Raw genomic sequence first — 19,980 nt, 5'->3', positions numbered from 1 at the left:
CGCGGACGGCGTCTTCCTCGGCCGCCGACGGGCTACTTCTTGAGCCGGCGGCTGCCCGCGTGCCAGTCCTCGGTCTTGCCCGTCTCTCCGGTCGTGACGCCGAACGACGGCAGCTGCGGCTGCTCGCGCAGGCTGCGCTTCAGCTCGGCGAAGCCGGGGAACCGGGCGAGCCCGACGACGTGGTCCCACAGCTCCCCGGCCTGCTCCTCGCTCGGCAGCCTGCTGATCACCGGGCCGAAGAACGCGACGCCGTGCGGGGGTTCGAAGTGGATGATCGGGGTACCGACGTCCTTGCCCGTCAACGACAGCGCCTCGTCGGACTCGGCCTGGATCTCGGCGTCGCGGCTCGTGTCGTCGAGGAACTCCGCGAACGAGGTCGGCAGGCCGGCGGCGGTGAGCGCGCCGGCGGCGAGTTCGGGGGTGCCCTGCCAGCCGAAGGGCTTGCTCTCGTCGGGAGCGGTCTCGAGGATGCGTGCGCCGAAGGCCTCGTAGAGCGGGCCGATCGCCTCGCGGCCGTGGTTCTCCCGCACCGCCGACGCCACCCGCAGCAGTCGCAGGCCCGCGGTGTGCTGGGCCTCGTACTCCGGCGGGAAGTGGGTGTCGTAGTCGAGGTGCGCGTTGATCAGCCGCAGGGAGATGAACCGCCAGTCGACGGTGTAGTCGCGCTGCGCCTGCACGATCCGGATCCACTTGCTCGTCATCCACGCGAACGGGCAGATGGGGTCGAAGTAGAAGCTGATGTCGGTCATCGGGTCCTCCTCGGGAAGGCGTGAGTGCGGGCGGAAACGACGATGAGCACGGTCGTCACGACGGCGAGCAGCAGGCCGCCGGTCAGCCCGCCGAGGCCGATGCCCACGTTCCACATGGTCACCATCATCGGCTGAGCCGCGCCGGCGTGCTCGCCCGCGGCGGCCATCAGGGCCGACTGGAACAGACGGCCGGGTCGGCGGCGCCCAGGGACAGCGCCGACGCCGCGACGGCGAAGAAGACCGTGCTGAGGATGACGAGCGGATCTGCCCGACCCGCTCGACGACGGGCTCGTCGTCGGTCAGGGGGTTCGTTGTGATTGTACCTCTCGGTACAGAACCGGCCGCCGGAAATCTCGGCCGTACTGCAACAGGGCGTCGTGGCAGCGGCATCTTAAGAGGTGTGCAGTTCGAAGAGTTCTCGCGCGAACAACTGCCGGGCCTGGTGCGGTTCGCCGCCGTGCTGACCGGTGACCGTGAGCTGGCCCAGGACGTCGTGCAGGACGCGCTCGTGCGCGCGCACCAGGGCTGGCGGCGGGTGGCGGCGGTGGATCGGCCGGACCTGTACCTGCGGAAGATGGTCGTCAACGGCTATCTCGGCTGGCGCCGCCGCTGGTACCAGCGCTCGGTGCACCCCACCGCCGACGTCACCCGGTTCGACGAGCCCACCGCGCCCGATCCGGCGTGGCGGATCGCCGACGCCGACCAGCTCACCGGCCTGCTGGCCGGGCTGAGCCGCGCCCAGCGGGCCTCGATCGTGCTGCGGTTCTACGAGGACCGTGACGACGAAGAGATCGCCGCGGTCCTCGGGTGCGCGACCGGAACGGTGCGCAGCCACATCTCGCGCGGCCTGAGCTCGCTGCGCGTCCAGCTCAAGGAAGGCAAGGAAAGCGTGTGATGACCGACCTCGACGAGTTGCGCCGCGTGCTGCGCGCCCAGGCGGACCTGGCCCCCGATCCCGGCGAGGTGCTCGCCGTCGCGACGCGGCGGATCCGGCGTCGCCGGATGGCCGGCGTCGCCGCGGTGGCGGTCGCGGTGCTCGCGCTGGGAGCGGGTGCCGTCGTGGTGCTGGACCGCGGGAGTGCGGCGGTGCCGCCGGCGACGCTCGCGAGCTCGGCACCCACCACGCCGCCGGCCGGCGGGAAGGTACCTCCGGCCGCGCCGGCGCTGAGCCTCCAGGACGGCTCCTGGGATCTGGCGATGTGGGCCGTCCAGCCGCACTTCGCGGCCCTGCACTACGCGCAGGACCACAAGTACGCGTTCGAGATCGACGTCCGCGACGGCGCCGCGCCCCGGGGCGCCCTGGCCGCGAAGCCCTCGACCGCCGGTCAGATCGCGCACCCGCAGTCGGTCATGTGGCAGGACGGGCCGGACCGCTGGATCTGGGCCCAGACGACGAAGCCGGTGACGGCCGCGGAGATGTTCGCCCTGCTGGCGAAGATCGGCACGACACCGCCGGTGGTCGCGTCGCCGCTGAAGTCGGTGCAGGTCCCCGACGGGCAGCAGGTCACGACGTTCACCAGCGAGCCCGAGACCAACACCCTCGTGCTCTGCCCCGACCCCGAGGCGAACCGGGCCCCGCTCGACGTCCGGTGCTTCTCGTTGACCGTGTCGCTGACCAGCCGGGCCGGCGACAGCGCGTTTCCGGAGGACCCCCTGCCCGTGCACCAGCACCGGGTGATCGGGGCCTACACCGTCGAAGTCGACAGCTCGCGCGCCAACGAGCGGCCCGCGCTGGCCCTGCTGAACTCCGTCCAGCTCACCCGGTGACCTTGCGGTGCGCGTCTCCGTGGTCGTCCTTTTGGTGGTCGTCACCTTCGGGGCCCTCGCCGCGGCGGTCTGGCTTCGCCCCGCCGGCGAACCGGCCGCGGACAGGCCGGTCTCGTACGTGCCCTCGGTCTTGAGCAGCCCTCCGGTCGTGTCGCGGCCGGAGGACCTCAAGGTGACGGTCGAGGTCCGGGGCGAGTGGTCCTGGGCGCTGCGCGAGCTCGACACCGGAGTCGTGGTCGGCGACGGAACCCTGCGCACCACGACCGAGTCCATGATCAAGATCTGGCTGGCCGTGGACTTCCTCGCCTCCCGGAAGTCCCGGATCCCGGCCGCGGACGAGGATCGGGTGACCCGGATGATCCGGCACAGCGACGACCACGCCGCTCAGGTGCTGTACCTCCGGCTCGGCGGGGACGACTCGATCACGCGGATGATCCGGACCTGCGGGCTGCGGGACACCCGCGTCCACCCGGACTGGTGGTCCAGGACCACGATGTCCGCGACCGACGCGACGTTGCTCGGCCAGTGCGTGGTCCGCGGTCCGGGCCTGAGCCCGCAGTGGCGGGACAAGCTGCTCGACCTCATGCGTTCGGCGGATCCCGGCGCCGCGTTCGGCATCCCCGAGGCGCCGGCGCTGGCGGGCACGCACCCGGCGGTGAAGAACGGCTGGACCCGGCACGGGGACTGGTGGGTGGTGAACTGCCTGGCGGTCTGGGACCACTGGGTGCTCGCGGTACTGGTGCACTACCCGGACCAGGGGGACGAGCACCGGTTCGGGGCCGAAGTGTGCAAAAGCGTTGCGCAGCAACTGTTCGGCCGGATGGACATCAGTTTCGCCCGGTAGTGCCTCACGAGCCGACCAGGCTGAGGATCACGGCGGTCACCCGTATCGGGCTTCACCAGGTGACGGGCAGGCTCGCGACCCCGCGCATCAACCCGTCGCGGCGCCACTCGATGTCTTGCGCCGGGATCGCGAGACGCAACCCCGGCAGACGGCGGACCAGGGTCGACAGCAGGACGCGCAGCTCCAGCCTCGCCAGTGGCGCGCCGACGCAGTGGTGCACGCCGAAGCCGAACGCGACGTGGTGGTTCACCTTGCGGCCGAAGTCCAGGTCCTCCGCCGAGGCGAACACCGATTCGTCGCGGTTGGCCGAGTCCAGCTGGACCAGGACCGCGTCGCCGGCGCGGATGGCCTGGCCGCCGAGCTCGAGGTCCTCCTGGGCGATCCGCGCGAGGTCCGCGACCGTCGCCAGCGGCACGAACCGCAGCAGCTCCTCCACCGCCGACGGGATCAGCTCGGGACGCTCGACGAGCGCCGTCCACCGGTCGCGGTCGGACAGCAGCTCCACCAGGAAGCTGCCGGTCAGGTTCGCCGTGGTCTCGTGGCCGCCGGCCAGCAGCGCCACGCCGAGCATGAGCAGCTCGTTGTCCGTCAGGCGGTCTTCCTCGTCGCGGGCGGCGACGAGCGCGGTCAGCAGGTCGCCGGTGGGCTCCGCCCGGCGCTGCGCGATCAGCGTGTTCAGCGCGCCCGCCAGCTTCGCGCGTGCTTCGGTGACGTCCGCGGGTGTCACGGTTCCGCCCGACGCGAGCAGCGTTTCGGTGCACTGCCGCACCATCCGGCGTTCGCTCGCCGGCACGCCGAGCAGTTCGCTGATCACCAGCACGGGCAGCTCCCACGCCACCGCCGAGGCGAAGTCGACGGGCGGGCTGATGCCGTCGAGGAGGGTGTCGACGATCTCCTGGACCCGGGGCTGGAGCAGCTCCACCCGGCGGACGGTGAACGCCTTGGCCACCAGCGCGCGGATCCGGTTATGCTCCGGCGGGTCCATGGCCAGCAGGTTGCCCGCCGGTTCGAGGCCGGGACGCCCGCGCGGCACGTCCGCCCCGGCCGCGGCGGCGCGGGAGAACCGCGGGTCCGACAGGACGACCCGCGTCTGCTCGTAGCGCGTCACCAGCCAGGCGTCGCCGCCGTAGGGCATCGTGACGCGGACCGGCGTCCCGGACTTCCGCAGCTCGGCGAAGCGCGGGTGGAGTCGTAGGGCTTCGACGTCCCCGAAGGGGTAGGGAGCGGGCTGGACCTCCATCGCCCCATCGTGCGGCACCCGTGCGTCGCGGCGTACCGCCCAACGGCGGCCCCGGACCGAACGTTGTTCACGGCCGGTCCCAGGTGCTATACCGGCAGCTGCCCGGTGTCGCGACGACGCGACGCCACGAGCGAGCGGAGTGTCCGGTGGCAAACCGTGCTTTCGTCGTGGCCGCGCTGACCGCGCCGGTGCTCCTGCTGGGGACCGCGACCGCCGTGGCCGGCACGCCACCGGGGCGGCAGCTGACGATCGAGACGGTGTCCAACCCGCGGCCCGCGCTCGTCAGCGGGGGACAGGTCCTGGTCAAGGTCGTCGCGCCGGGGAGGACACGGGTCACCGTCAGCGGCAACGGCCACGACGTCACCGCGAGCTTCCGCGCTCAGCCGGACGGCAGCCTGCTCGGCCTGGTGACCGGGCTGCGCGACGGCGTCAACGACCTCAGCGCCCGGACGAGCGGTCACGGCCCGGACCAGCGCGCGAACCTGCGCGTCACCAACCACCCGATCACCGGGCCCGTCCTCTCCGGCTCGCAGCAGCGCCCGTTCTACTGCGAGACGCAGGCGTTCGGCCTGCCCCCGGCGTCCCAGCCCTTGTGCAGCGCCCCGACCCAGGTGAGCTACCAGTACAAGACCACCGCCGGGGCGTTCGCGCCGCTGGCGGACCCGGCGACCCGGCCCGCGGACCTCGCGACGGCCACGGTGAACGGGCACGCGGTGCCGTACGTCGTCCGCGTCGAGCGGGGCACGATCGACCGCGCCGTCTACGAGCTGGCGGCCCTCTACGACGGCGTGCCGTCGCCCGTCGCGCCGGATAACAGCTGGAACGGGAGGCTGGTCTACACCTTCGGTGGCGGCTGCAACGCGGGCTACCACCAGGGCAACTCGACCGGCGGGGTCGTCAACGACCTGTTCCTGGCGCGGGGGTACGCGGTCGCGTCGTCGAGCCTGAACGTGCTCGACAACAACTGCAGCCCGATCATCTCGGCCGAAGCGGCGATGATGGTCAAGGAGCACTTCGCCGAGACCTACGGCCCGATCGCCCACACCATCGGCTGGGGTGGCTCGGGCGGGGCGATCCAGCAGTACGACATCGCCGAGAACTACCCCGGCATCGTCGACGGCATCATCCCCGGCGTCTCGTTCCCGGACCCGCTGAGCGTGGGCGGCCCGGTGTCGGACTGCCGGCTGCTGGACCGGTACTTCGCCGGGCCGGGCGCGTCGTTCACCGCGGCGCAGAAGCAGGCCGTCGCGGGCTTCGCCAGCTACGACACCTGCACGTCCTGGGACGCGACGTTCGCCAGCCGCGCCACCGCGACCGGCAGCTGCAACGCGGCCATCCCGGTCGCGGCGCGGTGGGACCCGGTCACCAACCCGCGCGGGGTGAAGTGCAACTCGAACGAGCAGCTGGTCAACCAGCTCGGCCGGGACCCGAAGACCGGGTTCGTGCGCAGCCCTCTGGACACCACCGGCGTGCAGTACGGCCTGGCCGCGCTGAAGGCCGGGACGATCACCGCGGCGCAGTTCGCCGACCTCAACGCCGCGATCGGCGGCCTCGACTACACCGGAGCGCCCGTGGCACAGCGGATCGCGGCCGATCCGAAGGCGCTCGAGGCGGCTTACGCCGACGACATCCTGAACTCGGCGTCGCAGGGCTTGCGGGAGACGCCGATCATCGACCAGCGCACCGACCTCGACTTCGCCGGGTTCGGCAACGACATCCACACCACCGAGTGGTCTTACGTGATGCGGCAACGGCTTCTGCGGGCCAACGGCACCGCGGGCAACCAGGTCATCATCGAAAACCACCCCACCGCGCCCGAGGCGGCGGCCGCGAGCGTGTACGAGCTCGACGCGATGGACCGCTGGCTCACCGCGATCGACGCCGACGGTTCCCACCGGAGCCGCCAGCAGAAGGTGCTGGCGGACCGCCCGCGCGACCTCGGCGACGGCTGCTACCTTTCCGCGGCGTCGCGGATCACGGAGAAGCTGACGTACCCGGCAAGCGGCCAGTGCGGCGCGCAGTACCCGGTGGCGGCGAACACCCGGATGGTCGCGGGGGAGAGCCTGTCCCTCGACGTGCTGAAGTGCCGGCTGAAGCCGTTGGACTTCCGGGAGTACCCGGTGGCGTTCACGACGGCGGACCGGAAGCGGCTGCGGGAGACGTTCCCCGATGGGGTGTGCGACTACAGCCGTCCGGGAGTGGGGCAGCGCGCCCCGATCGGAACCTGGCTGAGCTACGGCGACGAGCGGACGGGCACCACGCCGCCGACGAAGTCGCGGTGACGGTTGCGGTTTCGGGTGGTGCGCGGGTTCTTGCCGGCGACGGATCGGAACCTGGCTGAGTTACAGCGACGAGCGGACGGGTACCACGCCGCCGACGAAGCCGTGGTGACGGCCCCGGTTTCGAGCGGCGCCCCGGCTCTTGCCCGCGACCGAATGGGCTAATACTCCTTGCGGCACAACATCATCCGCGCACATTCGAGAAAAACTCGGGCAATCCGGCCGCCTCAGCGTGCCGAATGTCTGGGGAGCGGGCGGTGCGGACGCCCACAGCAGTGAGGAGTTGGCTCATGGCAAAGGAAGATCAGGCCGCGCCCGGTGGGGGAGTCTCTCGGCGGCGGGCGCTCGTGGCGGGGGGTGGGCTTGCCGCGGCCGGGCTGGCCGTTGGTGTGGTGGGTCCGTCCGTCGTCTCCGCCGTCGCGGAATCCGATGGCCCGGCGGAAAACCCGGCTGATCCCGTCATGGTGCACCTGCGGGATGCCGGCTCGGGGGAGCTCGACGTGTTCGTGGGCGACCGCCGGATCCAGGTCACCGATCGCGCCTTCGCCGCTCGCTTGGCGAAGATCGTCAACGCCGCCTGAAAGGCCGCATTTCCCGTGCCGGCCCTGTTGTCCGGCTTCCTTTTCAAAAACCCGTGAGGTTGAACCATGTCTTCACACCGTGAGGCGCCCGAAATCTCCAAAGACCCCGTCGCCGACTCCAGTGATGTCTACGCCTTCGTCAGCCCGGACAGACCGGACACCGTCACCCTGATCGCGAACTACGTGCCGCTGCAAGCGCCGGCCGGCGGGCCGAACTTCTACGAGTTCGGCGACGACGTCCGGTACGCGATCCACGTCGACAACAACGGTGACGGCAAGGCGGACGTCAGCTACGAGTTCCGCTTCACCACCCAGGTGCGCAACGAGAACACCTTCCTCTACAACACCGGCCCGATCCAGGCGCTGGACTCGCCGAACTGGAACCGCCGGCAGTTCTACTCGGTCACCCGCCGGGACGGCAAGGGTCGCGAGCAGCTGCTCGGGCGGAAGTTCCCTTGCCCGCCCTGCAACATCGGCCCACTGTCCACACCGGACTACGGCGCGCTCGCCGACGCGGCGGTGCGCGATCTCGGCGGCGGGCGGAAGGTGTACGCCGGGCAGCGGGCCGAGGGGTTCTACGTCGACCTGGGTGCCATCTTCGACCTGCTCGACCCGCGGCCGTTCGCCGACGCGCACGCGCACTTCGGGCTGACCAAGTTCCCGCAGTCCGGGGCGGGGGTCAACGCCACCAAGAACCTCAACGTGCACTCCATCGCGCTGCAGGTCCCGATCACCGACCTGACCAGGGAAGGCCGGCCGGGCCGCGACGTCACCGACCCGCGCGCCACCATCGGCGTGTGGACGACCGCGAGCCGCCAGCGCGTGCGCATGCTCGACGCCGACCGCAACAACACCTGGAGCACCGGGCCGCAGCGGCAGGTCTCGCGGCTGGCCAACCCGCTGTTCAACGAGGTCATCGTGCCCATGGGGCGCAAGGACTTCTGGAACACGCAGTCTCCGGACGGCGACAGCCGGTTCGCGAAGTTCGTGGCGAACCCCGAGGTCGCGTCGCTGCTGCCGGGCCTGTTCCCGGGCGTGTTCCCGAACCTCGACGTGCTGAACAAGTCCGGCAAGCCGCGTGCCGACCTGCTGGCCATCCTGCTCACCGGCATCCCCGGCGGGCTCATCCCGGGCTTCCAGAACTTCACCGGCAAGACCCAGGCCGACCTGATGCGGCTGAACACCGCCATCCCGCCGTCGGCGAAGCCCAGCATCTTCGGGCTGCTCGGCGGCGACCTCGCCGGGTTCCCCAACGGGCGCCGGGTGTTCGACGACGTGGTCGCGATCGAGCTGCGCGCGATCGCGGGCGCCACCTATGCCCTGGTGGACAAGACCTACACGCCCGACCCGGCGGCGGCGAAGGTGGACGACGGGGTGACCCCGGACGACCTCGACATCCCCTACCTCGACCGCTTTCCCTACCTCGGCGTGCCGAACAGCGGCTTCACCACCCCGAAGGCCTGAACGGAGAACCCACCATGGACACCCTGATCCTCGACATCGGCGGCGACATCGGCGCGCTGGTCATCCACACCGGCCCGCAGCACTGCGAGCGGGAGATCGAAATCAGCCCGGGAGCGGACTCCGAAACGCCGCGCAGCCACAACGTGGTGCACGCCCGGCACAACCGGGAGCGGACGGCCTACACCGCCGTGTTCCCCAGCGTGCCGGCCGGCGACTACACCGTCTGGCACCCCGACGGTGCACCGCACGCCACCGTGACCGTCCACGGTGGCCAGGTGAGTCAGCTCCAGCTGTGAACCCGGGACAGCTCACCGGCTTGACCCGGCAGGATCGCCGCCGGCTGGTCGGCATGGGCGGCTTCGTCGTCTTCCTGCACCTCTTCGGTGTGGGCATGCTGCTGCTGGCGGCGAGCGGCGGTGGTGCCCAGGGCCTCGGTACCGGGATCGGCGTCACGGCCTACGTCCTGGGCATGCGGCACGCGTTCGACGTCGACCACATCGTCGCGATCGACAACACGACCCGGAAGCTGCTCGGCGACGGGCGGCGGCCGCTGTCGGCCGGGTTCTGGTTCTCACTCGGCCATTCGACGGTCGTGTTGCTGCTCTGCGTCGTGCTGGGACTGGGCTTCCGGGCGGTCGCCGACAGCGTCGTCGACGACTCCTCTCCGCTCCACGACGTGACCACGGCCGGGGGCGCCCTGATTTCGGCGGGGTTCCTCCTGCTGATCGGGGTGCTGAACGCGCGGGCCTTCACGGGCGTCCTGCGGGTGGCGAGGCAAGCTCGCGACGGCGGTCACGACGAGGCGGAGCTCGAACGGCAGCTGAACTCGCGCGGGCTGCTCGCCCGCCTGCTCGCCCGGCTGACCAGGTCGGTCGGCCGGGAATGGCACCTGTACCTGATCGGGCTGCTGTTCGGCCTCGGGTTCGACACCGCCACCGAGGTCTCCCTGCTCGTCCTGTCGAGCAGTGTCGCGCCGGCCGTGCCCTGGTACACGTTCCTCGCGCTGCCGGTGCTGTTCGCCGCGGGGATGAGCGCGTTCGACGCGGCGGACGGGGTGGTGATGACCGCCGTCTACGAGTGGGCGTTGCTCAGCCCGGTGCGGAGGATCCGCTACAACCTGCTGGTCACCGGGATTTCGGTGGTGACCGCGCTGCTGGCCGGCGGCTTCGGGCTGGCCGGGCTGCTCGGCACCACGTCCGGGCCGCTGGCGTGGGTCGGGGACATCGACCCCGGTTACGCGGGGCTCGGCATCGTCGCGCTGTTCCTCTTGACCTGGCTGATCGGTGTGCTCCTCTGGCGGGCCGGGCGGCGGGTCAGCTCCTCGTAGGCCGCGGTGAACGCGCCGCCGATAGGGGCGATGAGGGAGGCGAGGCGGCGGGCACCCGCCGCGCCGATCGGGGCCCACAGCGGCACGCAGAGCCGGTCGGTTTCGCCCTCGATCCGTTCACGGGCCGCGACGCCGGCCTCGCTCGCGGTGCCGTCGGCGGTGAGCCAGCCGCGGGCGACGAGACGTGCCGTCGCCGCGGCCCATTCCTCGTCGTCCCAGCCACGGGTGGCGCGGACGACCGCTTCGGGGAGCCGGCCCGTCGCGGTGTGGAGGACGTTGCAGTCGCAGGGCCCGAGGTCGTTGCCGGCCAGCACGGCGACGTGCGCGTCGCCGCGCCATTCGCGGGCCACGGTGAGCTGCTGCCACAGCGCGGCGAGCGGGTCGGCCGGCAGCGGGACCGACGCGTTCGCGGCGGCCAGCGTCTTGCCGGCGTAGTCGGCGTGGGCGACGACGGGATCGATCAGTGACCGCGCCTCCGCGATCCGGCCGGCCGTGAGGTTCACGCCGACGCGGTGCAGAGCATCCACTGCGGCCGTGAAGCGGGCAGCCTGCCATCGGCCGGGTGACGCGGCGTTCCACACCCCGTCCATGGCGCGCACCGCCCGCGGGCTGAAGTTGTAGAAGGCCGCCAGCGTGACCTGCCACGGAACCGCGCCCATGGCGGCCGACCGGAAGGCGAAATACCGCTGCCCGCGGTCGGTCACGCCGAGCTTCGCGGCCTCCTCTTCGGACTCGGGGACCAGGTAGATGAACGTGTGGGCCGCGGAGACGGCGAGGCCGACCTCCCGCACGGCGGTGCTCATGCGGGCGTTTCGGCGGTGGCGGTCAGGACCGCGCGGCCGAGGATGTGGCCCGCCATGGTGAAGCCGAGGACGGCCGGGGTGGCGTCGGCGGGGACGCCGATGGCGGCGACGTCGAGGGCGTGCACCACGACGAAGTAGCGGTGCGGGCCGTGCCCGGCGGGCGGGGCGGCACCCAGGAAGCGAGGCACGCGGGCGTCGTTGGGCAGCTGGAAAGCGCCTTCCGGCAGGCCGGACCCGGTGTCGTCGCCGGCGCCCTCGGGCAGCCGCGCGACGGTGGCGGGGATGTCGGCGACCGCCCAGTGCCAGAACCCGGAGCCGGTGGGGGCGTCGGGGTCGTAGACGGTGACGGCGTAGCTCTCGGTGCCTTCCGGTGCGCCGCTCCAGGACAGCTGCGGGGAGACGTCCTCGCCGCCCGGGACCCCCGAGGAGAACTGCGGGCGGGGCCAGGCGGCGCCGTCGGTGACAGTGGTGCTGGTGACGGAGAAGGCGGCCGCTTCGGGGAGCCGGGCGAAGGGGTCGTTGACGGTCATCGGGGATCCTTCCGGGGAGGTGACGTCATCGACGATAGCACAGATAATCGATTATTAACGGCAACATCTATGCTGAGGGCATGGGTCAGATGCTGTCGGAGCAGGTCTACGCACACCTGCGGGACGCGATCATGCGCGGCGACTACGCCCCCGGTGAAGCGCTCAAGCCCCAGGACCTCGCCCGGGACCAGGGCGTGAGCCTGGCCGTCGTGCGCGAGGCGCTCGTGCGGGTGGTCGGCGAGGGCCTGGCCGACCGGCTGCCGAACCGCGGCTTCGCCGTTCCGGCGTTCTCCGACCGGCGCTGGCAGGAGATCACGGAGGCGCGCCGGACCGTCGAGCCCGTCGTGCTGCGCCTCTCCGTCGAGCGCGGCGACGTCGACTGGGAGGCCCGCGTGCGGGCCGCGCACCACCGCCTGGCCCGCACGGAACCGTATGCGCCGGGCGAAGGCGAGTACTACAGCGCCGCCTGGTCCGAAGCCCACCGGAGCTTCCACCGCACCCTGCTGGAGGGGTGCGGCAACGCCGCCCTGCTCGAGACCTTCGACCGGATGTGGGCGGCGAGCGAGCTGGCGCGCCGGTGGTCGGCGCAGCGCGCGCCGGACCGGGACGCCGCCGGCGAGCACCGCCGCCTGGAGGAAGCGGGCCTGGACCGCGACGCCGACGCCGCGGCCGAGCTGCTCGCCCGGCACCTCACCCTGACCGCGGCGGCACTCGACGGCTGATTCCCGTACGCGGGCGCTGACCAGCGCAGCTGCGTCGAGGTTGCCGTTTCCGGGCCACGAGAACAGGTTTCGGGGAGGGGCGAAACGTTTTCGGGTCGGTTGACGCTGTTCGCGCGCCGCTGGCACGTTCGATCTTGCGAGAGTTCCTTCACTCACCTGGGGGATGAAGGCGCTCTCGGTGACTGGGGAAGGCGGAAGACCGCATGGCGAAGAGCGATGGCCGACGTAGGGGATCACGTCGGCACCGCGCCGGGGGAGGCCGGTGAAGGTCGCCGGCAGTTCCCGCCCAGGCGCGGGAACCCACTGAACGACCCGTTCCGGGAGTCCGGCCGCCGTCGAACGCGCGCGGCCGGCCGCGAGCGCGGGCACGAGAGCTGAGCGGTACCTGTCCGGCGGAGTCGCGTCACATCCTTTGACACCAACGAAGTGATCGTGGCGGACGACGCCGTCTTCGTCGTGCCGGTGGTGCTTCACCGGCCGAAAAGTCTTCTGCGGATTTCCCCGCTGTTCCGGCAAACCGAGAGAAAGTGTGTTGTCGTCATGAACTTGAGAACGAGAGTTCTTGCTCTCCTCGCGATGGCCCTGCCCGCGGTCCTGCTCGGCGCCACGCCGGCGCCGGCCGCCACGGCCCAGACCGTGGAGATCGCCGCGCCGGCGAGCAGCGGCCTTCCGCCCTACGTCGCCGTCATCAAGACGGTCACCGCGGAACGGCTCGCTTCCAGCTGGCACGAGGGCTGCCCGGTCGGTCCCGACCAGCTGCGGCTGGTGAGCCTGAACTTCCTCGGCTTCGACGGTGCGGTGCACCGGGGCGAACTGGTCGTCAACGCCGACCGCGCCACCGAGGTCGCCCGCACCTTCGCCGACCTGTACTTCGGCCGGTTCCCCATCGAGCGGATGGAGACCGTCGAGAAGTACAACTCCGACGACGACGCGTCGATGGCGGCGAACAACACCTCGGCGTTCAACTGCCGGGCGATCACCGGCGGCACCGCGTGGTCCAACCACTCCTACGGGCGCGCCATCGACATCAACACCGTGCAGAACCCGTACATCTCCGGCAGTGGCGCGGTCTACCCGCCCAACGGCGCGCCGTACGTCGACCGCACGCTCACCACGCCCGGCATGATCCACGCGGGTGACGTCACCGAGCAGGCGTTCACCACCCGCGGCTGGACCTGGGGCGGCTCCTGGGACACCCCGATCGACTACCAGCACTTCGAGAAGCCCTGACGCCGTAACGAAAATTCGCCCGGGATCGTCGCCGGACAGGTCGGCGGCGGTCCTGGGCGGATCGTCGATCCCGAAAGGTGCGGGCAGGGGATTGCTGGAAGCCACGGTGCTCGGTCCCGTCGGCGCGCGGGTCCGGGGGACGCCGGTCCCGGTCAAGGGACGGCTGGGGCGCACGGTGCTCGCCGCGCTGGCGCTCGCCTGCCGGCGGCCGGTGTCGGTGGAGCGGCTGATCGACGCCCTGTGGGGTGAGCTGCCGCCGGCCACCGCGCGGACGCAGGTGCACATCCAGGTGTCCAAGCTCCGGGCCTCGCTCGACCGGGCGGGCGCGGCGGGAGCCGTGGTCACCGTGTCGAGCGGGTACCTGCTGGACTGCCTCGTCGACGTCGACGAGGTGCGGCGGCTGATGGGCACGGCCGGTGCGGCCGGGGATCCCGCGGACACGGCCGTCCTGCTGCGGTCCGCGCTCGACCGGTGGACCGGGACGCCGCTGGGCGGGGTGACCCCGCACCTGGCCGGCGCGGAGCTGCCCCGGCTGGAGGAGCTGCGGATCTGCCTGGTCGAGGAGTGGATCGACGCGGAGATCCTGTGTGGACGGTCCGCGCGGCTGCTGCCCGAGCTGACCGCGCTGGTCCGAGCGCACCCCCTGCGCGAAGGCCTGCACCGCCGGCGGATGCTGGCCCTGCACCGCGCCGGGCGGCGGGCCGACGCGCTGGCGGCGTTCCAGGAGGCCCGGCGCGTGCTGCGCGACGAGCTGGGGATGGATCCGCCCCGGGAGCTGCTCGCGCTGGAGGCGGAGATCCTCTCCGTCGAGACGCTGCCGGCCGCGACCGTGGTGCCGGCGCAGCTGCCGCCGCGGACGTCCGGGTTCGCCGGGCGCGACGCGGAGTCGGCCGCGGTCCGGGCCGCGGTGGCGCGCCGCTCCGACGCGCCGCCGCTGGTACTGGTCACCGGTATGCCCGGGATCGGCAAGACGGCGCTGGCCGTCCACGTGGGAGCGGCGTCGGTGCACGCCTACCCCGACGGGCAGCTCTACGCCGACCTGCGGGGCGCCGACGCCCGGCCGGCCGCGCCGCACGAGGTCCTCGCCGGCTTCCTGCGGGCGCTGGGGGTGCCGGCGCGGTCGATGCCGGCCACCGTCGAGGAGCGCACGGCGGAGTTCCGCAGCCGTACCGCGGGAAAGCGGGTGCTCGTGCTGCTGGACAACGCCGCCACCGTCCGGCAGATCGAGCCGCTCCTGGCCGCCGACCCGGGCTGCGCCACGATCGTGACCAGCCGGTCGCTGTTGCCCGAGGTCGAGCCGACGGTCCGGGTGCCGCTCGCGCCGCTGTCCGACCAGGTGGCCGGGACGGTGCTGGCGAACGTCGCGGGCGCGGCCCGGCTGGGGGAGCGCGAGGGCGAGGGGGAGGACGCGGTTGCGACGGTGCTCGAGGCGTGCGGGGGTGTGCCGCTCGCGTTGCGGATCGCCGGGGCGCAGCTCGCCGCGTACCCGAAGCTCAGCGTCGCGGAGCTGGCCGCGCGGCTGTCCGACGAGTCGACGCGGATGCGGGAGCTGGTGGTCGGGCAGCGCAGCGTGCGGGACAGCCTCGACGCCAGCTTCCGGTTGCTGGACCGGGACGAGCGGACCGCGATGCTGGCGCTGGCGGCGATCGGGGCGCCGACGTTCACCGGCTGGCCGCTCGCGCCGGTGCTCGACGTGCCCCTGGCCCGCACCGGCGAGGTGCTGGCGCACCTGTGCACGATGAACCTGCTCGACCAGGCCGGGCCGGGGCGCGACGGGGTGCCTCGCCACCGGATGCACGACCTCGTGCGGGCCTACTGCCGCACGGTCGGCCCGTCACTCGACCCGGGCGCCCTGGACCGGCTGGCCGGGTGGGCGGTCGCGCTGACCGGGCACGCCTACGAGGGCATCCTGGGCCTGCGGGCCGGGTACGCGGTGCTCGCCGAGACCGCCGCGCCGCTCGACCGGGACGTCGTCGGTCGCGTGGTGCGGGAACCCCTGCCGTGGGTGGGCGCGGACGTCGACGTCCTGCTCGCCGTGTTCGGCCTGGCCGTGCGCGGCGGCCGGCCCCGGGCCGCGGCGGCGCTGCTGCTGGTGCTGCGGGCGCCGCTCGTGCGGCTCGACCTGTCCGACCACGGCGCCCGGGCGGCCGCGCGCCTGGCGAACGTCGCCGGCCCGGACCCGGTGGTGCGGGTGACCGCGGCGCTGGTCGCGGCGACGGCGCGGATGCACCGCGGCCGGTACGCCGACGTCGTCGGCATCCTGAGCGAGGTGCCGCTGGCCGACGTCGACCTCGCGCTGCGGGCGGAGGTGCTGACCAAGCTGGGCGACGCTTACGAGCGGTGCCGGGACTGGCACCGCGCGATCACCGCCGTGCGCGAGGCGATCGTGTGCCTCCGGAAGTCCGGCAACCTGGCGGGGATGTCGGGCTGCCACGCCACGCTGGCCGCCCTCTACCGGGACCACCTCGGCGACCTCTGCGCGGCGAAGGTACACGGCACGAAGGCCCTGCGGCTGGCCGACGCCGCCGCCGACTGGAAGGGCCGCGCGCAGGTGCGGCTCGTGGTCCTGCGCACCGCACTGGCCTGCGGCGACGCGGTGACCGCGGCCGCCCTCGCCGAGCAGGCCCGCTGCCTGGCGGAGCAGAACGGCGACCTGATCGGCCAGGCCTGGTGCCTCACCGCCGAAGCCGACGCCCACCGCGCGAACGGCGACCTGGACGCCGCCCGGAGATCCGCGGACCGGGCGCTGGGCCTGGCCCGCCGCACCCGCCGCCCGGACGCCGAGTCCGCCGCGCTGCTCGCACTGGCCTCGATCGAGCTGGCCGCCGGTGACCGGGACGCCGCCCGCCGCGTCGCCCACGCGTCCCTGCGTCTGCAGGACGAGTTCGACAGCCCGGTCGAACGGGCCGGGGTGGAGAAGGTGCTGGCGGAGATCGACTGTCAGCTGCCCTCCGGCGCGGGGCGGTGAGGGACCGCGCCGGCCACGCGGGCGACGTCGATGTAGCCGAGCTGGCGGGAATCCTCGCTGTGGCCGGTGTTGTCGCCGGCCACCACCACCCGGCCGGCCGGGACGACCGGGTGGTCCGCCGCCAGCCAGGCGGGGACCGGGTCGCCGGCGACCGCGGCGACCCGTTTGATGCGCCAGGCGACATCGGTCGTCTCGGACCGCGGCCGGAAGACGATCACGTCGCCGACGCGGTAGTGCCGCCGCCGGGTCGCGACGACCCGCTCGCCGTCGTGGAAGGTCGGGGCCATGCTGTGGCCCCGGACGTGGGCCACCACGAACCGGCGGCGCAGCACGACCAGCAGCACCAGCAGGACCAGCGCCGCGAGCACGACCCCCGCGGCCATCATGCTTCCACCATCGCGTATCCCTTGGCCTGCAACGAGAACAGCCGGGCGTACTCGCCGCCCGCGGTGCGCAGCTCGTCGTGGGTGCCCTGCTCGATCACCCGGCCGCCGCCGAGCACGACGATCCGGTCCGCGCCGCGCAGGGCGGACAGGCGATGGGAGATCAGCACGCTCGTCCGGCCGGCCCGGTGGGCGCGCAGGGCCTCGTGGGTCCGGGTTTCGGCGTCGGCGTCCATGCCGGAGCTGGGCTCGTCGAGGATGAGCAGGTCGGCTTCGGCGCGCATGAGCGACCGGGCCAGCGCCACCCGCTGCCACTGGCCGCCGGACAACGCCGCGCCCGCCTTGTCGTCGACGTCCAGGAACGCCCGGGACAGCAGGGTTTCGTAGCCGCGCGGCAACGCCGACAGCGCCGGGTCGATCTCGGCCAGGCGGGCCGCCGCGCGAATCCGGTCGAGATCGCCGAGGCGCGTGACGTCGCCGATGCCGATGTTGTCGGCCGCGGTCAGGTCGTAGCTGGTGAAGTCCTGGAACGTGGCGCCGATGCGGGCCCGCAGCTCCGCCGGGTCGCAGGAGCGGATGTCCACGCCGTCCCACAGGATCCGGCCGCGGTCCGGGTCGTAGAAGCGGCACAGCAGCTTCACGAGCGTCGACTTGCCCGCGCCGTTCACCCCGACCAGCCCGACCGCCGCGCCGCGCGGGATCACCAGGTCGACCCCGCGCAGCACCCACGGGCCGGTCGGGTCGTAGCGGAACCACACGTCACGCAGTTCGATGCCGGCCGTCAGCTCGGGCACGGCGTCCGTCCCGGAGACCAGGTCGGGTGCGGTCGTCACCACGTCGAGGTAGTGCCGGAACAACCCGAGCGAGCCGCCGGCCCGGCCGACCTGGCCCAGCAGCGCGCTCACCGGGGACTGGATGCCGGCCACCGCGGCCGTGAAGAGGGTGACGTCGCCGATGGACAACGACCCCCGGGCGGCGCCGGTCGCGGCGACCACGAGGGCGACGCCGGCCACCACCGCCGACACGATCGCGGCGGTGACCCCGGCGACCGCGATCCGGCGCTGCATCGCGCATTCGCCGTCGGTGGCCCGGCGGACCGCGGCCACCATGCGTCCCCGGAACAGATCCGTGAGACCGAAGAGCCGGATCTCCTTGGCCGCCCGGATGTCCGAGCACAGCGAGCGGAACAGGAAGCGCTCCCGGTGGGTGGCCATCATCGCCTCGGCCTCCCGCACGCGCAGGCGGGACAGGGTCAGCTGGGAGATCGCCGCCGCGGCCAGTGAGGCGGCCAGGAGCCCGGCCATCGGCGGCCACACGAGCAGGACCGCGCCGCCGAACGCGAGGACGGCGACCCCGGCGCGCACCGACTCGACGGTCAGCGCCAGCACCGCGGGCGTCGCCTCCTGTGCGCCCTGCTCGGCCAGCCGCACCTGGTCCAGGAACGCCGGGTCCTCGAGCCGGCGCAGCCCGGGCAGCGCGCCGACCGCGCCGACCAGCCGGTCCTCCGCCTCGATCGCGGACTTGGCCCGCACGACCGAGGTGCAGTACGAGGCGATCGCGGTGATCGCGGTCGCGAGGGCGAGGCCGGCCGCCGAGCCGATGGCCAGCAGCACGATCAGGCCCCGGTCGCGGCCGCCGACCAGCTCGTCGAACAGCAGCTTCCCCAGCCAGGCCGACACCGCCGGCACGGCCGCGGCGAGCACCGCCAGCGCGATCGCGCCGCCGGTGGCCGCCCGCGACGCGCGCCAGGCGATGCCGAACGCGGGGCCCGCCGTGCGGAACAGGTTCATCGGGCGTGCTGCGGGCGCACGGCGTCGAGGTCGTGACCGGCGGCGGCGATCCGCCGGTCACGCACGCGGATCAGGGTCGGGGTCACGTCTCCGGCGTCGAACGCGGCCGACACGGGGCTGCGGTCGCCGACGAAGGCGACGCGCACCGCGGGGCCCAGACCGGCCGCGTACTCGACGGCCTTGTCCCGGTCACCGCCGTCGAGCACGAACGCGACGGTCGGCTCGGTGAGCTTGCCGGCGAGGCGTTGGCACGGCCCGCAGGTCGGCGAGAGGAAGGCGACGAGCGCGTCGTCGAGTTCGCGGTCGGTGACGGTCACGCCGTCGGCGTCGGTCACCTCGAACGCCCCGATCTCGGTGCCCACCGCCGGCAACGCGGGCGTCGCCGGCCGCCGCTGCTCGTTCAGCATCCTGATGATCGCCGAGGACAGCAGGAGGTTGAGCACCGTCAGCACGGCCAGCACCGCGACCACGGCCACCAGGAACGACATGAAGAACCTCTTTCTGTGTTTTCGCTCAGCCGCGGGCGGTGTCCGGCTTGCGTATCAGGCCGGCCAGGCTGTCCCAGTTGATCGCGACGAGCGCGGCGGACGCGCCGACGAGCACGGCGGCCGCGACGGTGTCGAGGCCGAGCGCGGGTCCCGCCGGGACGGCGAGTGCGGCGGCGGCCCACGCGGCGAGCAGGGTGTTGCGGACGAGGTGGGTACGGCCGAGCACCGCCCCGGAGCGGCCGAAGCAGCGGCAGGTGACGCGGCGGTCCAGCCGCATCGACCGGGCGATCGCGACGCAGAACACGAGCATCACCGCCGTCGCCAGCCCGAGCCCGAGCCGGTAGGTGGCGGGGAACGCGACGAGCACGGCGACGGCCAGTTCGGCGACGGCGGTCCCGGCGGCGACGGGCAGCCACCCCACCGGCGACCGGCCGAGCGGCGCCAGCGAGTCGGCGAACTCCGCCAGCCGCACCCGCCCGGCGAGCTTGCCGACGGCCGCGACCGCGAACACCAGCCCGACCAGGACCCGGGCGGCGAGCACGAACTGGGCGCCGATCATCGGTGGATCTTCCTTTCGGTGCGGGCAAGGCACCGCCTTTCCCGCCACGAGGGCCGCGGCGGGAAAGGCGTGGGCGCCGTGGTTACTTGCAGCTGCCGTAGCAGTCGTAGTGGAACGTCTTGCAGACCTGGCCGTGCTCGGGGACGCAGGCGCCGGCCTTCACCTCGCGCAGGAACAGCCCCAGCAACCGGTCACCCAGGGTGTTGATCATGCGAGCCATGATCACTCCTCTCACTAGCGGGAATCGACCGGGAGA

Annotated in this window: 21 protein-coding genes; 11 read left to right on the top strand and 10 right to left on the bottom strand. The window is 72.8% G+C overall.

All coding sequences use genetic code 11. The annotated features are described in order from the left end of the window. Nucleotides 1–32: 32 nt before the first annotated feature. Nucleotides 33–749, bottom strand: coding sequence for a mycothiol-dependent nitroreductase Rv2466c family protein (locus tag ACZ7OU_RS37430; protein ID WP_470258872.1), 717 nt, complete (start codon nucleotides 747–749; stop codon nucleotides 33–35). After that, nucleotides 746–916: a hypothetical protein gene (locus ACZ7OU_RS37425; protein ID WP_470258871.1), complete on the bottom strand. Its 171-nt coding sequence runs from the start codon at nucleotides 914–916 to the stop codon at nucleotides 746–748. The genes ACZ7OU_RS37430 and ACZ7OU_RS37425 overlap by 4 nt, the downstream gene beginning before the upstream one ends. Nucleotides 917–1,149: 233 nt before the next feature. Between ACZ7OU_RS37425 and ACZ7OU_RS37420 the strand changes: the two genes are divergently transcribed. From ACZ7OU_RS37420 to ACZ7OU_RS37410, 3 genes are read left to right on the top strand one after another with little or no spacing between them, the layout of a single operon-like run. Further along, nucleotides 1,150–1,644: a SigE family RNA polymerase sigma factor gene (locus ACZ7OU_RS37420; RefSeq protein ID WP_470258870.1), complete on the top strand. Its 495-nt coding sequence runs from the start codon at nucleotides 1,150–1,152 to the stop codon at nucleotides 1,642–1,644. Continuing rightward, nucleotides 1,644–2,516 (top strand): hypothetical protein, encoded by an 873-nt coding sequence (locus ACZ7OU_RS37415; protein WP_470258869.1) that lies wholly within the window; start codon nucleotides 1,644–1,646, stop codon nucleotides 2,514–2,516. Before ACZ7OU_RS37420 ends, ACZ7OU_RS37415 begins: the two co-directional genes overlap by 1 nt. A gap of 7 nt (nucleotides 2,517–2,523) precedes the next feature. Beyond that, on the top strand, nucleotides 2,524–3,360 hold the full coding sequence (locus ACZ7OU_RS37410; RefSeq protein ID WP_470258868.1) for a serine hydrolase: 837 nt from the start codon (nucleotides 2,524–2,526) through the stop codon (nucleotides 3,358–3,360). 52 nt (nucleotides 3,361–3,412) lie between these two features. Here the strand turns inward: ACZ7OU_RS37410 and ACZ7OU_RS37405 are convergent, their stop codons facing one another. Then, nucleotides 3,413–4,600 carry a cytochrome P450 gene (locus ACZ7OU_RS37405; RefSeq protein ID WP_470258867.1) on the bottom strand — a complete coding sequence of 396 codons (1,188 nt, stop codon included), beginning with the start codon at nucleotides 4,598–4,600 and terminating at the stop codon, nucleotides 3,413–3,415. Nucleotides 4,601–4,746: 146 nt separating this feature from the next. Here ACZ7OU_RS37405 and ACZ7OU_RS37400 point away from each other — a divergent pair, with 146 nt between their 5' ends. From ACZ7OU_RS37400 to ACZ7OU_RS37380, 5 genes are all read left to right on the top strand, one after another. Beyond that, nucleotides 4,747–6,882: a DUF6351 family protein gene (locus ACZ7OU_RS37400; protein WP_470258866.1), complete on the top strand. Its 2,136-nt coding sequence runs from the start codon at nucleotides 4,747–4,749 to the stop codon at nucleotides 6,880–6,882. A gap of 287 nt (nucleotides 6,883–7,169) precedes the next feature. Continuing rightward, entirely contained in the window at nucleotides 7,170–7,460 is a 291-nt protein-coding gene (locus ACZ7OU_RS37395) for a hypothetical protein (protein WP_470258865.1), read from the top strand. A gap of 66 nt (nucleotides 7,461–7,526) precedes the next feature. Next, nucleotides 7,527–8,924 (top strand): DUF4331 domain-containing protein, encoded by a 1,398-nt coding sequence (locus tag ACZ7OU_RS37390; RefSeq protein ID WP_470258864.1) that lies wholly within the window; start codon nucleotides 7,527–7,529, stop codon nucleotides 8,922–8,924. A gap of 14 nt (nucleotides 8,925–8,938) precedes the next feature. Then, nucleotides 8,939–9,220 (top strand): hypothetical protein, encoded by a 282-nt coding sequence (locus tag ACZ7OU_RS37385; protein WP_470258863.1) that lies wholly within the window; start codon nucleotides 8,939–8,941, stop codon nucleotides 9,218–9,220. Then, nucleotides 9,217–10,251: a HoxN/HupN/NixA family nickel/cobalt transporter gene (locus tag ACZ7OU_RS37380; RefSeq protein WP_470258862.1), complete on the top strand. Its 1,035-nt coding sequence runs from the start codon at nucleotides 9,217–9,219 to the stop codon at nucleotides 10,249–10,251. Before ACZ7OU_RS37385 ends, ACZ7OU_RS37380 begins: the two co-directional genes overlap by 4 nt. Here ACZ7OU_RS37380 and ACZ7OU_RS37375 read toward each other — a convergent pair. Together ACZ7OU_RS37375 and ACZ7OU_RS37370 are read right to left on the bottom strand one after the other, a co-directional pair. Continuing rightward, nucleotides 10,158–11,054 carry an SCO6745 family protein gene (locus tag ACZ7OU_RS37375; protein ID WP_470258861.1) on the bottom strand — a complete coding sequence of 299 codons (897 nt, stop codon included), beginning with the start codon at nucleotides 11,052–11,054 and terminating at the stop codon, nucleotides 10,158–10,160. The genes ACZ7OU_RS37380 and ACZ7OU_RS37375 overlap by 94 nt on opposite strands. Further along, complete coding sequence (locus ACZ7OU_RS37370; protein WP_470258860.1) at nucleotides 11,051–11,584, bottom strand: YbhB/YbcL family Raf kinase inhibitor-like protein; 534 nt, start codon at nucleotides 11,582–11,584, stop codon at nucleotides 11,051–11,053. The genes ACZ7OU_RS37375 and ACZ7OU_RS37370 overlap by 4 nt, the downstream gene beginning before the upstream one ends. Before the next feature lie 89 nt (nucleotides 11,585–11,673). Here ACZ7OU_RS37370 and ACZ7OU_RS37365 point away from each other — a divergent pair, with 89 nt between their 5' ends. The 3 genes from ACZ7OU_RS37365 (at nucleotide 11,674) to ACZ7OU_RS37355 (ending at nucleotide 16,504) form a co-directional block, all read left to right on the top strand. Further along, nucleotides 11,674–12,306: a GntR family transcriptional regulator gene (locus ACZ7OU_RS37365; protein ID WP_470259041.1), complete on the top strand. Its 633-nt coding sequence runs from the start codon at nucleotides 11,674–11,676 to the stop codon at nucleotides 12,304–12,306. Nucleotides 12,307–12,846: 540 nt separating this feature from the next. After that, entirely contained in the window at nucleotides 12,847–13,536 is a 690-nt protein-coding gene (locus ACZ7OU_RS37360; RefSeq protein ID WP_470258859.1) for a M15 family metallopeptidase, read from the top strand. A gap of 91 nt (nucleotides 13,537–13,627) precedes the next feature. Beyond that, nucleotides 13,628–16,504, top strand: coding sequence for an AfsR/SARP family transcriptional regulator (locus ACZ7OU_RS37355; protein WP_470258858.1), 2,877 nt, complete (start codon nucleotides 13,628–13,630; stop codon nucleotides 16,502–16,504). Here ACZ7OU_RS37355 and ACZ7OU_RS37350 read toward each other — a convergent pair. The 5 genes from ACZ7OU_RS37350 to ACZ7OU_RS37330 all read right to left on the bottom strand — a co-directional run bounded on the left by ACZ7OU_RS37350 (nucleotide 16,477) and on the right by ACZ7OU_RS37330 (nucleotide 19,944). After that, nucleotides 16,477–16,890, bottom strand: coding sequence for a S26 family signal peptidase (locus ACZ7OU_RS37350; RefSeq protein WP_470258857.1), 414 nt, complete (start codon nucleotides 16,888–16,890; stop codon nucleotides 16,477–16,479). The two genes, ACZ7OU_RS37355 and ACZ7OU_RS37350, sit on opposite strands and share 28 nt — an antisense overlap. After that, nucleotides 16,887–18,677, bottom strand: coding sequence for an ABC transporter ATP-binding protein (locus tag ACZ7OU_RS37345; protein ID WP_470258856.1), 1,791 nt, complete (start codon nucleotides 18,675–18,677; stop codon nucleotides 16,887–16,889). The genes ACZ7OU_RS37350 and ACZ7OU_RS37345 overlap by 4 nt, the downstream gene beginning before the upstream one ends. Further along, entirely contained in the window at nucleotides 18,674–19,165 is a 492-nt protein-coding gene (locus ACZ7OU_RS37340; RefSeq protein WP_470243047.1) for a TlpA family protein disulfide reductase, read from the bottom strand. The genes ACZ7OU_RS37345 and ACZ7OU_RS37340 overlap by 4 nt, the downstream gene beginning before the upstream one ends. Before the next feature lie 25 nt (nucleotides 19,166–19,190). Continuing rightward, nucleotides 19,191–19,724: a MauE/DoxX family redox-associated membrane protein gene (locus ACZ7OU_RS37335; RefSeq protein WP_470258855.1), complete on the bottom strand. Its 534-nt coding sequence runs from the start codon at nucleotides 19,722–19,724 to the stop codon at nucleotides 19,191–19,193. Between the two features lie 82 nt (nucleotides 19,725–19,806). Beyond that, nucleotides 19,807–19,944 carry a hypothetical protein gene (locus ACZ7OU_RS37330; RefSeq protein WP_392777392.1) on the bottom strand — a complete coding sequence of 46 codons (138 nt, stop codon included), beginning with the start codon at nucleotides 19,942–19,944 and terminating at the stop codon, nucleotides 19,807–19,809. Between the last annotated feature and the right edge of the window lie 36 nt (nucleotides 19,945–19,980).

The organism is Amycolatopsis sp. NPDC114505, from assembly GCF_055633615.1.
The sequence above is the reverse complement of the archived record's forward strand: the minus strand, read 5'-3'. Positions and strand labels throughout refer to the sequence as shown.

Bases quoted from the DNA above. Each gene is read 5' to 3' on its own strand.
- ACZ7OU_RS37335 (WP_470258855.1), bottom strand. From the start codon at position 19,724: ATGATCGGCGCCCAGTTCGTGCTCGCCGCCCGGGTCCTGGTCGGGCTG.
- ACZ7OU_RS37430 (WP_470258872.1), bottom strand. From the start codon at position 749: ATGACCGACATCAGCTTCTACTTCGACCCCATCTGCCCGTTCGCGTGG.
- ACZ7OU_RS37330 (WP_392777392.1), bottom strand. From the start codon at position 19,944: ATGGCTCGCATGATCAACACCCTGGGTGACCGGTTGCTGGGGCTGTTC.
- ACZ7OU_RS37345 (WP_470258856.1), bottom strand. From the start codon at position 18,677: ATGAACCTGTTCCGCACGGCGGGCCCCGCGTTCGGCATCGCCTGGCGC.
- ACZ7OU_RS37415 (WP_470258869.1), top strand. From the start codon at position 1,644: ATGACCGACCTCGACGAGTTGCGCCGCGTGCTGCGCGCCCAGGCGGAC.
- ACZ7OU_RS37405 (WP_470258867.1), bottom strand. From the start codon at position 4,600: ATGGAGGTCCAGCCCGCTCCCTACCCCTTCGGGGACGTCGAAGCCCTA.
- ACZ7OU_RS37340 (WP_470243047.1), bottom strand. From the start codon at position 19,165: ATGTCGTTCCTGGTGGCCGTGGTCGCGGTGCTGGCCGTGCTGACGGTG.
- ACZ7OU_RS37365 (WP_470259041.1), top strand. From the start codon at position 11,674: ATGCTGTCGGAGCAGGTCTACGCACACCTGCGGGACGCGATCATGCGC.
- ACZ7OU_RS37385 (WP_470258863.1), top strand. From the start codon at position 8,939: ATGGACACCCTGATCCTCGACATCGGCGGCGACATCGGCGCGCTGGTC.
- ACZ7OU_RS37370 (WP_470258860.1), bottom strand. From the start codon at position 11,584: ATGACCGTCAACGACCCCTTCGCCCGGCTCCCCGAAGCGGCCGCCTTC.
- ACZ7OU_RS37395 (WP_470258865.1), top strand. From the start codon at position 7,170: ATGGCAAAGGAAGATCAGGCCGCGCCCGGTGGGGGAGTCTCTCGGCGG.
- ACZ7OU_RS37390 (WP_470258864.1), top strand. From the start codon at position 7,527: ATGTCTTCACACCGTGAGGCGCCCGAAATCTCCAAAGACCCCGTCGCC.
- ACZ7OU_RS37425 (WP_470258871.1), bottom strand. From the start codon at position 916: ATGGCCGCCGCGGGCGAGCACGCCGGCGCGGCTCAGCCGATGATGGTG.
- ACZ7OU_RS37350 (WP_470258857.1), bottom strand. From the start codon at position 16,890: ATGATGGCCGCGGGGGTCGTGCTCGCGGCGCTGGTCCTGCTGGTGCTG.
- ACZ7OU_RS37375 (WP_470258861.1), bottom strand. From the start codon at position 11,054: ATGAGCACCGCCGTGCGGGAGGTCGGCCTCGCCGTCTCCGCGGCCCAC.
- ACZ7OU_RS37360 (WP_470258859.1), top strand. From the start codon at position 12,847: ATGAACTTGAGAACGAGAGTTCTTGCTCTCCTCGCGATGGCCCTGCCC.